The 14,218-nt window shown below is 73.0% G+C and carries 11 protein-coding genes; 1 reads left to right on the top strand and 10 read right to left on the bottom strand.

Annotation, left to right across the window (positions count from 1 at the left end; translation table 11 throughout):
• Positions 1-46 precede the first annotated feature (46 nt).
• Positions 47-1,552 carry a PAS domain-containing sensor histidine kinase gene (locus A176_RS36835; RefSeq protein WP_002633690.1) on the top strand — a complete coding sequence of 502 codons (1,506 nt, stop codon included), beginning with the start codon at positions 47-49 and terminating at the stop codon, positions 1,550-1,552.
• Here the strand turns inward: A176_RS36835 and A176_RS36830 are convergent.
• From A176_RS36830 to A176_RS36785, 10 genes are all read right to left on the bottom strand, one after another.
• The gene (locus tag A176_RS36830; protein ID WP_002633692.1) at positions 1,549-1,935 is read right to left on the bottom strand and encodes a response regulator; all 387 of its coding nucleotides are present in this window, start codon (positions 1,933-1,935) and stop codon (positions 1,549-1,551) included. The two genes, A176_RS36835 and A176_RS36830, sit on opposite strands and share 4 nt — an antisense overlap.
• Positions 1,932-3,047, bottom strand: a complete 1,116-nt coding sequence (locus A176_RS36825; RefSeq protein ID WP_002633694.1) for a PilZ domain-containing protein — start codon at positions 3,045-3,047, stop codon at positions 1,932-1,934. Before A176_RS36825 ends, A176_RS36830 begins: the two co-directional genes overlap by 4 nt.
• Positions 3,048-3,238: 191 nt before the next feature.
• Positions 3,239-4,213, bottom strand: a complete 975-nt coding sequence (locus A176_RS36820; RefSeq protein WP_044889905.1) for a fatty acid desaturase — start codon at positions 4,211-4,213, stop codon at positions 3,239-3,241.
• A 118-nt stretch (positions 4,214-4,331) separates the two neighbouring features.
• Positions 4,332-5,378, bottom strand: coding sequence for a chemotaxis-specific protein-glutamate methyltransferase CheB (cheB, locus tag A176_RS36815; protein ID WP_044889906.1), 1,047 nt, complete (start codon positions 5,376-5,378; stop codon positions 4,332-4,334).
• Complete coding sequence (locus tag A176_RS36810) at positions 5,375-6,199, bottom strand: CheR family methyltransferase (protein ID WP_002633698.1); 825 nt, start codon at positions 6,197-6,199, stop codon at positions 5,375-5,377. The genes cheB and A176_RS36810 overlap by 4 nt, the downstream gene beginning before the upstream one ends.
• Positions 6,200-6,208: 9 nt before the next feature.
• On the bottom strand, positions 6,209-8,575 hold the full coding sequence (locus A176_RS36805; protein ID WP_002633699.1) for a HEAT repeat domain-containing protein: 2,367 nt from the start codon (positions 8,573-8,575) through the stop codon (positions 6,209-6,211).
• Positions 8,572-11,127, bottom strand: a complete 2,556-nt coding sequence (locus A176_RS36800; RefSeq protein ID WP_002633700.1) for a methyl-accepting chemotaxis protein — start codon at positions 11,125-11,127, stop codon at positions 8,572-8,574. The genes A176_RS36805 and A176_RS36800 overlap by 4 nt, the downstream gene beginning before the upstream one ends.
• A complete protein-coding gene (locus tag A176_RS36795) occupies positions 11,108-11,554 on the bottom strand; it encodes a chemotaxis protein CheW (RefSeq protein WP_002633701.1) in 447 nt (148 codons plus the stop codon). Before A176_RS36795 ends, A176_RS36800 begins: the two co-directional genes overlap by 20 nt.
• Entirely contained in the window at positions 11,551-13,593 is a 2,043-nt protein-coding gene (locus A176_RS36790) for a chemotaxis protein CheA (RefSeq protein WP_275472542.1), read from the bottom strand. Before A176_RS36790 ends, A176_RS36795 begins: the two co-directional genes overlap by 4 nt.
• A complete protein-coding gene (locus A176_RS36785) occupies positions 13,481-13,996 on the bottom strand; it encodes a response regulator (protein ID WP_275472528.1) in 516 nt (171 codons plus the stop codon). Before A176_RS36785 ends, A176_RS36790 begins: the two co-directional genes overlap by 113 nt.
• Between the last annotated feature and the right edge of the window lie 222 nt (positions 13,997-14,218).

Here is a 14,218-nt window from a genome sequence, read left to right as displayed (position 1 = left end):
GGAGAGCGGGGTATGGTTCCATCCCCACCGCTGAAATCGAAGAGGCATGCCCCCCACCCCCGCCAAGAAGCGTCAGCGTCCTCTGGCAGAGCCTGCCGCCGAGACACTCTCCCCCGAGCTGCTCCAGACGTTGCTGGAGGGGCTACCGGATGCCTTCTGCCTCCTCGACGCGCGGTGGTGCCTGGCCTACGTGAATCCGCACATGGCCCGGCTGCTGGGCGACACCGCGCGGCGCCAGGACGACGTGCGCCGCGTGTGCCCGGAGCTGCTGGAGCTGGGGCGCTACCTGAAGTTCGACCGACCCATCTCCGAGCAGCCGTCGGTCCACTACGAGCACGTCTGGCCGGAACAGGAGACGTGCTTCGACGTGCGCGTGCGCCCGGTGGAGGGCGGGCTGCTGGTGCACTGCCGGGACATCACCGAGGAGCGCAAGGCCCGCGAGTCCCTGCGGCGCAACGGCGAGGTGTTCCGCGCCATCCTCGACGGGACGACGGACGCCGTCTACACGAAGGACCTGGACGGCCGCTTCACCATGATGAACCCGGCGGGCGCGAAGGCGCTGGGCTACCGCGCCGAGGACGTGGTGGGGCACACGGACCACGAGCTGTTCGACCCGGCGGTCGCCCGAACCAACGCCGCGAACGACCGCGAGGTGTTCGCCTTCGGCCGCACCGTCACCTACGAGGACTCGCAGCCGGCCGTGGAGGGCCCGCGCGTGTGGCTGTCCACCAAGGGCGTGCTGCGCGACGTCGAGGGCAAGGTGTTTGGCCTGTTCGGCATCAGCCGCGACATCACCCAGCGCAAGTGGGCGGAGGAGGAGGCCCGCCGCCACTCCGAGTTCCAGGAGCAACTCATGGGCATCATCACCCATGACATCCGCAGCCCGCTGGGCGCCATCATGAACTGGTCGCGCGTGCTGGCCGCGGGCGGCTCGGAAGAAGACGCCCAGCGCACCAGCCAGCGCATCGCCACCGCGGCGGTCCGCATCGAGCGGCTCACCCGCCTGCTGCTGGACTTCACCCGCACGCGGCTGATGGGCGGCGTGGCGATTGAGCCCCGGCCCGTGGACCTGAAGGACCTGGCGTGCAAGGTGGCCCACGAGTTCGGCGTGGCCTTCCCCCAGCGCACCGTCGAGGTGGACCACAAGGGCAACACCCAGGGCGTCTGGGACCCGGACCGGCTGGCCCAGGTGACGTCCAACCTGGTGGAGAACGCGCTCAAGTACAGCCCGCCGGAGACGCCGGTGAAGCTCACGGCGCGCGGGCATCGCACGCGGGTGGTGCTGGAGGTCCACAACGCCGGCCGCCCCATCCCGGACCACCTGCTGCCCCACCTCTTCGAGCCCTTCCGCAGCGGCCCCCAGAGCTCCCGCACGCTGAAGATGAGCTACGGCCTGGGGCTCTTCATCGTCCGGGAAATCGTCCAGGCGCACGGCGGCACCATCGAGGTCCGCTCGGACGAAACGGAAGGCACCACCTTCACCGTGACGCTGCCCCGCCGCTCCATGCCCGCCAAGCCGCCCGTGCCGCCCCCGGGCAGCCCGAGCGCCTAATCCAGGTAGCGCCGCAGCAGCGCCACCAGCGCGGCGCCGTCGAAGGGCTTGGCCACGAAGTCGGTGCAGCCGCTGTTGAAGCACGCGCGCACGCTGCGCGCCTCGGTGCGGGCGCTGCACAGGATGATGGGCGTGCGCCGCGTCGGCTCGCGTCCGCGCAGCCTCCGGCACGTCTCCAGTCCGTCCATGTGCGGCATCAACACGTCCAGGAACACCAGGTCCGGCCGCTCCTGCTCCGCGCGCACCAGCGCCTCCAGGCCGTCATGCGCGATGACGGCGTCGTAACCCAGCTCCGCCAGCAACATCCGCTGCAACAGCAGCACGGTGTCCGAGTCGTCCACCAGCAGGACCTTCTTGCGCCGCGAGGGCGCTCGCATGCTCATGGCCGCGCCTCCGCCTGACAGAGCTGACGCAACCGCATGAGCCTGGGCGGGCCCATGCCCAGGAAGCGCACGCCCATGCCGTAGGGATGGGACACGCCCTGACGCGGCGCGAACGGGTGGGCCCAGGCCACCACGCCGTGCGTCTCCAGTCGCTCGCCCAGCGTGGGCAGCAGGATGTGCAGCCCCACCGCCGTCCCCGCCTTCACGGGCACCAGCGTGCGGATGAAGAGCCCCCCGGGACTCAAGGCGCTGGACATGCCGGAGCGCCACTCCGTGCCCCGCGGCCCCACCTCCGCGAAGGCCACCGGGCAGCAGAAGCGCACCCGCTCCTCCACGCGCAGGGACGCCGCCTCCCGTCCCAGCATCGCGTGGATGCGGGGCAGCAGCGTCGCGGGACGCACCGGCGCCTCCAGGTCCACCGTGAGCGACGGCACGCCATCCAGCAGCGGCTGCGCGCGCAGGAAGGACAGGCCCCGCAGCGTGCCCAGGGACTGCTCGCGCGACAGCAGCACCAGGTCGGGCCGCTCGCCCTGCTCCACCACCCGCGCCGCGCCGCCGCCCACGGTGGTGCCATAGAGGATGCGGTGGCCGCAGGCCTCCAGCAGCGCGCCCAGGCCGCCCCAGGCCAGCGGCCCGCACGCGCCCGCCAGCAACAACAGCCGTGGCGCGTCGCGGCCGGTCCGCGCCCACGGTGGCGGGCCCTCCAGCGCCGCCAGCCGCGCGCGCAGCTCGTGGGTGCGCAGCGGCATCTGGAGACAGTCCTCGACGCCCTCTGCGTCCCCCGCCTCGAGCGCGTCCGCCGGCGTCTCCGGCTCCGCCACCAGCAACACGGGCGGCCCATCCACGCCCAGCCGCGGCTTCAGCGCGCGCAGGCCCAGCCCCGCGCCCGCCACCAGCTCGCGCCAGTGCACCAGCACCAGGGATGGCCGCGCGTGCCGCACCTCCAGGAACGCGGCTTCCAGGGAGGGCACCTGCGAGGCCTCGCAGCGCAGGGGCCGCAACGCCCGGGACAGCGCCAGCCAGGACTCACGCGTGGCGCCCACGCACAGCACGCGAGGCAGGGACTCCGCGGGAGCTGGCGACGGACGCACGTGTCGTGGAGCGCTCATCATGTGATGCCTCCCTGATGGCCCTTCATCCCCCCCGGCACGCCCGTCCCGCTTCTTCCCGGGACTTCGAAGTATGAGAAACGGCCACTGGTCGGAAATCACCCCGAGCCAGATTCAGCGGACAGATGGGAAATAAAGGACACACGGCACCGACTGGAGCCGCAGCCAGGTGTCCTCGGCCCCACGGAGCGCCGTCAGACGCGGGCGACGTTGACGCCCGAGTCAACGGCTTGCAGGTCGTCCCCGAAGCGCACGTCCAGCTCCACGCCCGCGGGCGGCTCGTAGGGCGCGCGGCCCACCTGCGCCGTGCCGAAGCGGGGCAGGAAGGGCGCCACCACGTACGAGCGGAAGCACCAGCCGAAGAAGCTCACCGGCTTGAGGGCCGGGTCGATGGTGGCCTCGATTTTGGCGTGGGCGGCGGGCAGCAGGCTCCAGTGCAGGCCGGGCGTCTCGTGGTGCACGGCGTGGAGGCCATTGTTGAAGAGGAAGAAGTTGATGAGGCGCCCGGTGAAGCTGCGGCTGTGGTCGTGCTCGCTCCAGGGGTCCGTGTGGACGTGCTGGATGTAGTTGAAGAACATGATGGTCCACAGCGAGAAGAGCGCGGGGACCAGGAAGGCGAACGCCCAGATGCGCGCGCCGCCGCCCACGCCGTGCAGCACCATGGCCAGGCCCAGCAGCGCCGCGTGCGTGCCGCCCCAGACGGCGTACTGGGTGAGAATCTGGCGGTACAGCGCGCGGTTGCGCTCACGCGCCTTGTCGATGAACGCCTTCGTCGGCTCCTGCTGCCAGTACGTGGAGACGAAGGGGAAGAGGAAGGCCACCAGGAAGTTGTGCTTCCTCGAGTAGCGCCAGGTGATGGTGGCGTCGCCCGCCTTGTTCACGAACTTGTGATGGTTGAGGTTGTGCGTCGGAATCCAGACGAAGGTCGGGTATCCGTAGAAGAGCGACAGCCACATGCCCATCGCCTCGTTCAGCTTCCGACTCCGAAAGGTGGGGCAGTGGTTGTGGTTGTGCGCGATGACGCCCGCCGACAGCGCCAGGTAGCACGCCACGGGACAGAGGACGGGAATCCACGCGGGGACCACGTACATCGACAAGGCCACCACGGGCATGGCCAGACACCACACCATCGTCCGGCGGTCAGCGGCGTATCGGAGCATGGCGGTCATCCTGACCTACTCAGCTCCCCACCACCATCCATCCCCTCTGATACCGGGGGCGAGGCCGGTGGGCCGCCAGCCAACACGCCGGGCGTCCGGACGCACACACTGCACATGGGACGCGAATTCAGCGGACATGCTTTTGCATCAGCGCCAGCATGCCCTCCAGCGGCGCGCTGGCGGTGGCGAGCCCCGCCTCATTCACGGCGCGAGGCATGCCGTACACCACGCAGGAGGCTTCGCTCTCCGTGAGCACGGTGCCTCCTGCGTCCCGGATGGCCCGCGCGCCCACGACGCCGTCATCTCCCATACCGGTGAGCACCAGGCCCACGACGTCCGCGCCCCAACTCTGCGCGGCGCTCTCGAAGAGGACGTCCACGCTGGGGTGGTGCGCCGTGCGCAGGGGCTGCCGGTCCAAGCGCGCGAGCGTCAACGTCCCGTGACGTTCCAGCTTGAGGTGCTGCCCGGAGCGCGCCAGCACCACGCGGCCGGGCCGCAGCTCCAGCCCATCCACCGCCTCCAGCACCTCCAGCGCGCAGTGCGCGTCCAGGCGCTTCGCCACCGCCTCCGTGTAGCCCGTGGGGATGTGCAGCGCGAGCGCCATGGGTGAGGGGAAATCCACGGGCAGCTCCGACAACAGCCGCGTGAGTGCCTGCGGCCCTCCGGTGGACGTGCCCACCACCACCAGCCGCTTCGCCGCCGGACGCGCCACGGGAGACGCCGGCGAGGAGGCGGCAGGGAGCGGCTCCGGCGCCGCGCGGGCCACGGCGCGCGCGGCCGTGCGGACCTTCGCCACCAGCTCGCTTCCCAGTTCGTAGAGCCGCTCCGTGGCCAGCGCCGTGGGCTTGTGCACCAGTTCGACAGCCCCCGCCTGGAGCGCGGCCACCGCCAGCTCACTCTCCTCCCCCGCGCTGCTCACCACCACCACGCGGGGCGAGGACGCGCCGGGCGTGAGCGCGCGCAGCACGCCCAGCCCGTCCAGGCCCGGCATCACCAGGTCCAGCGTGAGGACGTCCGGCGACAGCTCGGCCACCTTCTCCAGCGCGTCCAGGCCGTCGCGCGCGACGCCCACCACCTCCACGCCCTCCGCGTTGGAGAGCACCTGACGCAGCACCTTGCGGGCGAAGGCGGAGTCATCCACCACCAGCACGCGAATGGGAGACTCCGCAGTCATGAATCAGCCTTGGTGTAGAAGAAGGTGCCGCGCCGCTCCTCGCAGGAGAGCGCGGTGCCGAAGCGCATCAGCGACTCGGAGGTGCCCACCAACAGGCTGCCCCCTGGAACGAGCGCGCGCGCGAGGGACTCCACCACCCGCAGCGCGGTGGCATCCTGGAAGTAGATGAGGACGTTGCGGCAGAGGATGGCGTCGAAGACGCCCAGTTGGGCCACCGCCGCCTCGTCCACCAGGTTCACGCGGCGCCAGTCCACCGCGTCCACCAGCTCCGGGCGCACGTGGGGGCGCCCATCACCGCGCAGCTCCAACCACCGGCCCTCCACACCCGCGGGCAACGCGCGCAGGGAGCGCAGGTTGTGCTCACCGGCCCGGGCCCGCTCCAACGCGCGGGCGCTCAAGTCGCTGGCCACCAGCGTGACCCCGTCCAGCACGCCCAGCTCCGCGAGCATCATCGCCAGCGTGAGCGGCTCCTCGCCGGTGGAGCAGGCCGCGCACCACACCCGGGGCCTGAGGCCCGCGCGGACGGCGGGGGCCAGCACGTCCTCGGCCAGGACCCGCAGGGGCTGCGACTCCCGGAAGAAGTACGTCTCGTGCACCAGCAGCGAATCCACCAGCGCGTCGAGGGCCTCCAGCCCCGCCGGGTCGTAACGGAGGAAGTAGTAGTAGTCGAGCAGCGAGTCGAAGCCCGCGTCCAACGCTCGGGGAACGACTCTGTCGGCGAGCAACTCCCGGTCCTCGGGGGCGTAATGCAATCCCGAGCGCTGCTCGATGAGCGCGGCCAGGATGGCGAACACCTGGGGAGACATGGGCAGTGAGAACATGACGAGGTGTCAGCGGCTCAGCACCAGCCGGCAAGCCCGCCGGACCTCGGGGTCCTCGTCCTGAGCCGAGGCACGCTCCAACGCTTCCCGGGCCTCCACCGTCCCCAACGCGGCCACCGCGGGCACGGCGGCGCGGCGCCCCGCGGGGCTGGCCGATGCCAGCAACTGCAGCAGCGCGGCGCGCGCGTCCGCCCGGCGCATTCGGGCCAGCGCCGCCACCAGCAACGGCGCGGTGACTTCATCCGCCGCCTCCAGCGCGGCGAGCAGCCCCGGCAGCCGGCCTTCCAGCGGCAGGGCCAGCGCGCTCACCACCCGCTCTCGCAGCGTCATGTCGCCCAGCAGCGACACCAGCGCCTGCGTGGCCGGCACGCCAGGGCGCGTGGCGAGGAAGCCCACCGCGGCGCTGCGCACGCTGTCATCCCCGTCCCCCGCGGCGTGCAACAACGCGGGCAGCGTCTCTGGCGCGTCGTACTCCGCCACCGCCGACAGCGCGACGAGCCGGGTGGCCGCGTCCTCCGACTTCGCCGCCGACAGCAGCACCGGCAGCGCGTCCGGACGCCGGCCCACGCCCAGGCCCAACAGGGCGGCGCGCCGCACGTCGGCGTCCGCGCTGGAGGCCGCGCGCTGGAGCGCCGACATCGCGCTCTCCGTGTGCATGTGCGCCAGCGCGTCCACCACCGCCACGCGCACCTGGCCCGCGGCGTCGTCCGCCAGCGCGACGATGGCGTCCGCGGCGGCCTCCTCGTTCAGCTTCCCCAGCGCCTGGCACGCGTAGTAGCGCACCCAGGGGTCGCGGTCGTTGAGGCCCCGCAGCAGCGTGGAGGTGATGCGCGCCTCCTTCTCCGTCTGTCCCAGGGCGCGCATGGCCGCCGCGCGCGTGCGCTCGGACTCGTGGGCAGCCGCCGACAGCAGCGCGTCCACCGCGCGCGGGTCCTCGATGAAAGGCAGGCCGTAGATGGCCGCGTCGCGCAGGCGCTCGTCCGGGTCCCTCATCGCCTGGAGCAACACGTCCAGCCCCTTGGCGTAACCGAAGTAGGAGATGATGCGCAGCGCCGCGCGGCGCAGGCGCGCGTCCGGCGAACGGGCCGCCTGCAACGCCAGCTTCTCCGTGGTGTCGCTGCCCAGGGACTGGATGGCGCCCACCGCGGCCTGCACCACGCGCAGGTCCTCGTCCACCAGCCTCTCGAAGAGGGCCGGCACCGCGGCCGGACTGCCAATGCGGGACAGCGTGTCCGCCGCCAGCGCGCGCACCGACGCGTCCCGGTCCTCCAGGCACGACATGACATCCGGCACCGCCGCCGCCCGGCGCCCCACCAAGGGCAGCAGCACGCGGCGCCGGGCGCTGTCACCCTCGCGCAGCGCCTGGAGAATCTGCGCGTCCGCGTCCGCGCCCAGCTCCGCCAGCGCGCCCGCCGCGGCGCGCGCCACCGACGGGTCCGGCCCGTCCAGCAGCTTCAACAGCCCGGACGCGGCGTCCTGTCCGCCCGCCCACCCGAGCAGGCGCGAGAGGGCCGTCTTCTCCGCCGTGTCCGCGCCCGGCACGCCCTGGGACAAGCGCCGCCCCAGCACGGCCGACTCGGGGCCCCGCACCGCGGACTGCACGGTGCGAGAGCCGCCAAAGCGCTGCACCTGCGCCTCGTGGATGTCCACCAGCGCCACCGCCGCCGCGCGCACCAGCGCGTCATTGCCCTTGCGCAGCAGCCCCACCAGCGCGGGCACCGCGGCCTCCTGACCCGTGCGGCCCAGCGCGCGCGCCACCTCCAAGGTGTAGAAGGGGTCCGACAGCAGGCCCAGCAGCGCGGGCACCACCACCGGGTCCCCGCACCGGCCCAGCACGTCGATGGCGGGGAAGATGCGGAAGAAGTTGCCGCTGCCCAGCGCCGCCAGCAGCGCGTCCACCGCGGCCCCGCCGCCCACGCGGCCCAGGGCCTCGATGGCCGCCACCGCGACGTTGTCGTCCGGGTGCAACGTGAGCCGCGCCAGCAGCGGCACGGAGCGCCGGCTGCGGCGCCGGCCCAGCACCTGGGCGGCATCACAGACGATGGCGGCGTTCACGTCGTCTCCCAGCGGCTCCAGGGCGCCCTCCACGTCCCCCGTGGAGGCCACCAGCGCTTCCACGGCGGCGGCCAACCGGGCCTCGCTGTCGCGGCGATGCACCAGGATGTCGCGCAGCGGCGCCACCGCGGGCGTCCCCATCTTCGCCAGGGCGCCCACCACGGCGCGCCGCACCGCCCAGCTCTGCGCGTCCAGGGCGCCCACCAGCAGCGCCAGGCTGCTGGTGCCCCTGCGGGCGAGCTGCTCCACCTCTTCCACCCGCGAGCGGTCCTCCGCCGACAGCGTCAGCGGATGCCCTCCCGTCGAAGTCGCCGCTGTCATGCCCGCTGCTCCTTCGCGCCCTGGGCGGCGCCCGCCTCGGAGAGGTCCTTCGTTCCACCCAACGCGCCATTCAACCGGGCCAGACTCTCCGCCTGGAGCCCTTGCAGGCGCGTGAGCTGAGCCAGCCGCACCGCCACCTCCTGGACCTCGGCGGCGGTGGCGGTCGCCCCCCGCGCCTGCTGCGCGGTGGCGGTGGTGATGTCGCGGGTTTTGACGCGAATCTCCTCCAGCCCCTTGGCCAGCCCCTCCGTCACCGACGTGGCCTCCGCGCTGGCCCGGGCCACCACGCCCACGCCCGTGGCCTGACGGGCCGCCGAGCCCGCGAGGGAGCTCAGGGCCTCCGTCTGTTCATCCAGCGCACGCGACGTCTGCTTCGCCACGCGCCGCACCTCGTCCGCGCCCCGCACCAGCCCGCTGAGCGCCTTCACCTGCTCATCCGTCGCACGGGTCACCGACGCGGCCAACTTCGCCACCTGGCGGCTGGCCGTTTCACTCTGCTTCAGGGCCCGGGCCTGCTCCGTCATCCCGCGCGAGGACTGGGCCACCTGCTTGCGCGTCTCCTCCATGGCCCGCGTCACCTCCTGGGCGGCGGTGGCCTGTTCAGCCAGCCCCACCAGGATGCGCTGCGTGGAAGCCGAGGCCTCCTGCGCCAGCGTCCCCACGCCCGCCACGCCCTGGCCCTGCGCCACCACCGCCGCGCTCACGCCCTGGACGAGCTGGCGCATCTGCGCGGAGCCCTTGGCCAGGTCCGCCGCGGCCATCGCCTGCTCCTGCACGGCCCGCGCGACCTTCTGCGCCACCTCCGCGAGCTGACCGTTGGAGCGCACCGCGTCGCGCAGCGCGCGGGCCTGGTCCGACGTGGCCTGGGTCGTCTGCCGCGCCATGCGCCGCATCTCCGTGCCACCCTGGGCCAGGGACTGGGCCGCCTGCGCCTGCTCCGCGGCGGACGCGGCGATGGACCGGCTCTGCTCGCTCACCTTCGCGGTGCCCTGGACGAGCGCCTGCGTGGACTGCACCTGTTCGCCCGAGGCGCGCGACACCTCGCGCACGTTGTGCCCCAGGTCCTCCACCCCCTTGAGGATGGTGGACAGGGCGCGCTCCGCGTCCGCGGCCAGCGCCGCGCCTTCATCCGCCGCACGCGCGCCCTCGCCCGTGGCGGCGGCCGCCTCGCGCGCGGTGGTCTGCAGCCCCCGGACGATTTTCGCCACGTCCGAGCTGGCCGCCGCCGCGCGGTCCGCCAGCGCCCGAATCTCCTCCGCCACCACCGCGAAGCCCCGGCCGTGCTCACCCGCGCGCGCCGCCTCGATGCTGGCATTGAGGGACAGCAGGTTGGTGCGGTCCGCGATGAGGTTGATGGTCTGCACGATGTCGCCAATCTCCTCGGCGCGCCGGCCCATCTCCTTCATCACCCCGGACGACTCGACAATGGACGTGCGGATGCGGCCGAAGCCCGCGATGGAGCGCGCCACCGTCGCGCCACCCTCGCGCGCGGAGTTGCCCACGCGCTCGGCGGTGGTGCGCGCCTCTTCCATCATCTGCGCCACCCGCCGGGTGGACGACTCCATCTGCGACGAAGCGGTGGCGCTACCCGCGGCCAACGTGTTGATTTGCTCGGCGGACCGCGCCACGGACTGCGCGGAGCGGGCGAGCTGCTCGATGGTGGCCGCGTTGGCCTCCACCGTCGCCGCGTTCTTCTCCGCCGTCGCGGCGACCTCCTCCACGCTGGCGGCCACCTCCTCCACGGTGGACGCGGTGGAAGCCGCGTGGGCCTCCAGCGTCCGGGCACTCTCCGCCACGCCGCGCACGCTGCGCGCCAGCTCCTCCACCGTGGAGGCCGTCTCCTCCACGCTGGCGGCCATGGACGTCGCGTCCCGCGTCACCTCGCCCAGGGCGCGGACCAGGCCCGTCACCGCCTGCGACACCTGCCCCACCCGCTCACCCACGCCTTGCGAGTCGGAGGCCAGCCGGACGATGCCCTTGGCCATCTGCTCGGAGGTGGCGGCCACCTGCTCGGTGGCGGCGGCGCTGGACTGGTTGCGCGCGACCAGGTCCGCCACGGTGGCGTTCATCTCCGTCATCGAGGCCAGCAGCTCTTCGCTGGACGCGGCCAGCTCCTCGGCGGAGGTGCTCACCCCCTTCACCGAGCGCGTCACTTCCTCCAGCGTCCCCGCCGTGGCGTCGGACGAGGCGGCCAGATGCGCGGCGTCCTTGCGCACGCCCGCCACGGAAGCAGTCACTTCCTGCAAGGTGCCCGCGGTGGCCTCGGCCTCCTGCGTCTGGGCCTTCGCGGATTCGCTCACCGTGCGCTGCGAACGCACCAACTCGTGGACCGACTGGCCCGTCTGCTCCAGGTGCACGGCCACCGACTCGATGGCGGCGCGCACCTGTTCGGACGCGGCGGCCTGCTCGTTGGCCCCGCCCGCGAGCCGCGCCGCGAGCCCTTCGACCGCCTGCACCTCGCCCACGCTCTCCTGGACGCTTCGCACCACGTCCCCGGCCAGCGTCCGCGCCTCCTCCAGCGCCACCCCTGCGTTACCGCTGTCCGTCGCCATCCAACGTCTCCTCCCCGATGACTCGAGGAAAATCGATGAGCATCACCAGCCGCGGCCCCACCTGGGCCACGGCCTTCACGAAGCCGCGCGCTCCCTCCACGACCAGCGAAGGGGGCGGTTTCAACTGCTGGGGGTCCAGCTTCAGCACCTCGCGGGCGCTGTCCACCAGGAGCCCCACGACGCGCGGGCCCAACTGCGCCACCACGACGCGCGAGTCGAGCGAGCGCTCCACCGGGGGCAGCCCGAAACGCGCGCGGGCATCCACCACCGGGATGACGCGCCCGCGCACCTGCACCAGCCCGGCCACGTGCGACGCGGCACCGGGCACGGGCGTGGCCCCCGTGAAGGACTCCATCTGCAACACGTCCGCCGCGGGCAGCACGTACTCGGCCCCCGCGACCTTGAACACCACGTGAAGCACCGTCATGACAGGTACCTCTCCGCCTTGGCGGAGGCCTCACGCCGCGCGGGCTTGCCTCCCCGTGCGAGGCCCAGCGCGGCCAGGTCCAACACCAGCGTGGGCTGGCCATCTCCCAGGTCCGTGGCGCCCACCACGCCCGGCACCCGCACCAACGGGTCCTCCAAAGGGCGCAGGACGACTTCCTGCTGGCCCACCAACCGGTCGACCCCAAAGGCCACGAGTTCGCCACGCTGCCGCACCAGGAGCGCCTTGGCCCCCATGGCGTCGGACTCCGCGGCCGAGGCCTGGCCGAGCAGCCGCGCCAGCGACACCAGGGGCACCGCGCTGCCGCGCCGCTCCAGCAGACACAGGCCGCCGGCCCCCGCGGGCCGCGACATCCGCGCGGCGTCCACCTCGATGAGCTCCTCCACGGAGCCCACCGCCACGGCGTAGCGCAATCCAGCACATTCGAAGACGAGCGCGTCCAGCAGCGTAATCGTGAGCGGCACGCGGAGCCGGAAGGTGGTGCCCGCGCCGGGGCGCGTCTCCAGGGCCAGCTCGCCGCCCAACTGCTCCACGATGATGCGCCGGACGATGTCCATGCCCATGCCCCGGCCGCTCGTCGCGGTGGCGGCGTCCCGGGTGGAGAAGCCCGGACGGCAGAGCAGCTCCAACAAGGCGTCGGGCGTCGCGGGCACGGGCACTCCGGCCCGCGCGGCCACCGCCTGGGCATCCACGCCGCGGCCGTCGTCCGACACGGTGAGGTCCAGCAGCCCGCCCGCGCGGCCGTGGGTGGCGACCCGCACCACGCCCTCGTCGGGCTTTCCCACGGAGCGGCGTGCCTCCGGAAGCTCCAGCGCGTGGTCCACCGCGTTGCGCACCAGGTGCACCAGCGCGGGCAACAACCGGTCCGCCACGGCCTTGTCCAGCTCGGCGTCGCCCACCTCCAGCGCCAGCCGCACCGACTTGCCCGTGCTGCGGCGCAGGCCCCGCACCAGCAACGGCAGTCGCTCCAGCACCTCACTCACGCGCACCATGCGCAGGCGCAGGATGGCGGTGCGCATGTCGCGGAGCTGGCGCGCGTTCTCCTGGAGGATGGCGTTGAGCTCGCGCGTGGGCGCGCCCGCCGCCGTCAGCGCCGCCACCGCGCGGGACAACCGGGAGCGGTTGACGACGAGCGCCGCCAGCCGCTCCAGCGCCTCGTCCAGCCGGGTCACCTCCACGCGCAGCAGGCCGCCGCTGCGCCGGGACTCCTCGGGCTCCTCCTCTTCGACCACCGGCGCATCCAGCGTCGCTACCGGGACCGGAACTTCGGCGGAGGCCGCGGGGACCCGCAGCGAACGCACCGACGCGGGAGGGCCTCCCGCCGCGTCCAGCAGGGCCGCGTCCGAGGCCTCCGTCAGCAGCAGCAACACGAAGGTCAGCGACCCACCTCCCGCCGCGGGCCCCGACAGGGGCAGCACCTTCACCGTCTCCCCCAGCACCGCCACGCGCTCGCGCACGGTGTTGATGGTGACGCCGCTGGCGGCCCGGTCCGCGCCGGGGATGAAGTCCAGCCGCACCGCCCGGCGAGCCCCGGTGACGCCCTGGGTGAGCTGCTCCCGCTCGGCCGGGCTGAGCCGGGAGGCCAGCGTTTCCTCCAGCGCCAGGGTGGCCACGCCACCCTTCGCGCCGCCCCCCGTGCCCACCGCGCCCGCGACCTCCAGCGCCTCCAGCCGCGCGAGCAACCCCGCCGGCACCGGTGACGCCTGCTTGCCCGCGGCGAGCTGCCGGACGCGCTGCTCGATTTCGCGCAGGCCCTCCATGAGCGGCTCCACGCTGGACTCGGGCAGCCGGCCCCCGGCGCGGTCCGCGTTGCGCAGACACGTCTCCATCCAATGGGCGATGTCGACGATGGGCTCCACGTCCACCATGGCGGACAGGCCCTTGAGGGTGTGCACCGCGCGGAAGAGCTCACGCACGGCCCGCGGGTGCGCCACGCCCCGCCGGATGCTGACCTCCATCGCCAACAACTGACGGTGCCCGGTGCCCAGCAACTCCTCGGCTTCCGCGAGATAGGCGGGCAGGAAATCCGCGAGGTCCACGGACGCGCTCAAGCGCGCCCCCCTCCAGCAGCCCGCGAGCCTCCGCGAGGATGGCGTCCGGCGTGAAGGGCTTCGTCATGAAGCGGCTGGCACCCGCCGCCAGGGCCCGGGCCCGCGACGCCTCGTCGCCTCGCGTGGTGACGATGATGATGGGCAGCTCGCGCAGCCGGTCCTGCCCCCGCACGAACTCCACCACCTCGATGCCCCCGATGTCCGGCATGTTCAAGTCGAGCACCAGCAAGTCGTAGGGCTGCAACGACAGCCGCTCGATGGCCTCCAACCCGCTGGAGGCATGCGTGAAGGTGAGCCCGGGATAGGGCCGCAGGCACGCGACCACCATGTCGCGCATCACCTTGCTGTCATCGACGACGAGCACCTCAGCCATGGCGTCCCCTGGAAACGGCCACCGAACCTAGAGCGATTCCACGAAGTGGAAAGACATGGCCGTACATGCGGCAGTTACAGCGCATACTGGCTGACAGTCCACCTCGGTGAGGCCTCGCTGCTGGAACGGCAGGTGTCAGGGGGGACGCGCCTGCGGTACGGCCCATCGCACCCCACGCTTCCGCGACGCCTGCGTGCGTCCCCTTGCGCGCGGGCCCCACCA

The sequence above is a fragment of the Myxococcus hansupus genome, assembly GCF_000280925.3.
GTDB classification, from domain to species: Bacteria; Myxococcota; Myxococcia; order Myxococcales; family Myxococcaceae; genus Myxococcus; species Myxococcus hansupus.
Note: the sequence above shows the minus strand (reverse complement) of the source record. Positions and strands in the feature narration are given on the sequence as shown.

Bases quoted from the DNA above. Each gene is read 5' to 3' on its own strand.
- cheB (WP_044889906.1), bottom strand. From the start codon at position 5,378: ATGACTGCGGAGTCTCCCATTCGCGTGCTGGTGGTGGATGACTCCGCC.
- A176_RS36830 (WP_002633692.1), bottom strand. From the start codon at position 1,935: ATGAGCATGCGAGCGCCCTCGCGGCGCAAGAAGGTCCTGCTGGTGGAC.
- A176_RS36820 (WP_044889905.1), bottom strand. From the start codon at position 4,213: ATGACCGCCATGCTCCGATACGCCGCTGACCGCCGGACGATGGTGTGG.
- A176_RS36795 (WP_002633701.1), bottom strand. From the start codon at position 11,554: ATGACGGTGCTTCACGTGGTGTTCAAGGTCGCGGGGGCCGAGTACGTG.
- A176_RS36825 (WP_002633694.1), bottom strand. From the start codon at position 3,047: ATGATGAGCGCTCCACGACACGTGCGTCCGTCGCCAGCTCCCGCGGAG.
- A176_RS36785 (WP_275472528.1), bottom strand. From the start codon at position 13,996: ATGGCTGAGGTGCTCGTCGTCGATGACAGCAAGGTGATGCGCGACATG.
- A176_RS36800 (WP_002633700.1), bottom strand. From the start codon at position 11,127: ATGGCGACGGACAGCGGTAACGCAGGGGTGGCGCTGGAGGAGGCGCGG.
- A176_RS36805 (WP_002633699.1), bottom strand. From the start codon at position 8,575: ATGACAGCGGCGACTTCGACGGGAGGGCATCCGCTGACGCTGTCGGCG.
- A176_RS36835 (WP_002633690.1), top strand. From the start codon at position 47: ATGCCCCCCACCCCCGCCAAGAAGCGTCAGCGTCCTCTGGCAGAGCCT.
- A176_RS36810 (WP_002633698.1), bottom strand. From the start codon at position 6,199: ATGTTCTCACTGCCCATGTCTCCCCAGGTGTTCGCCATCCTGGCCGCG.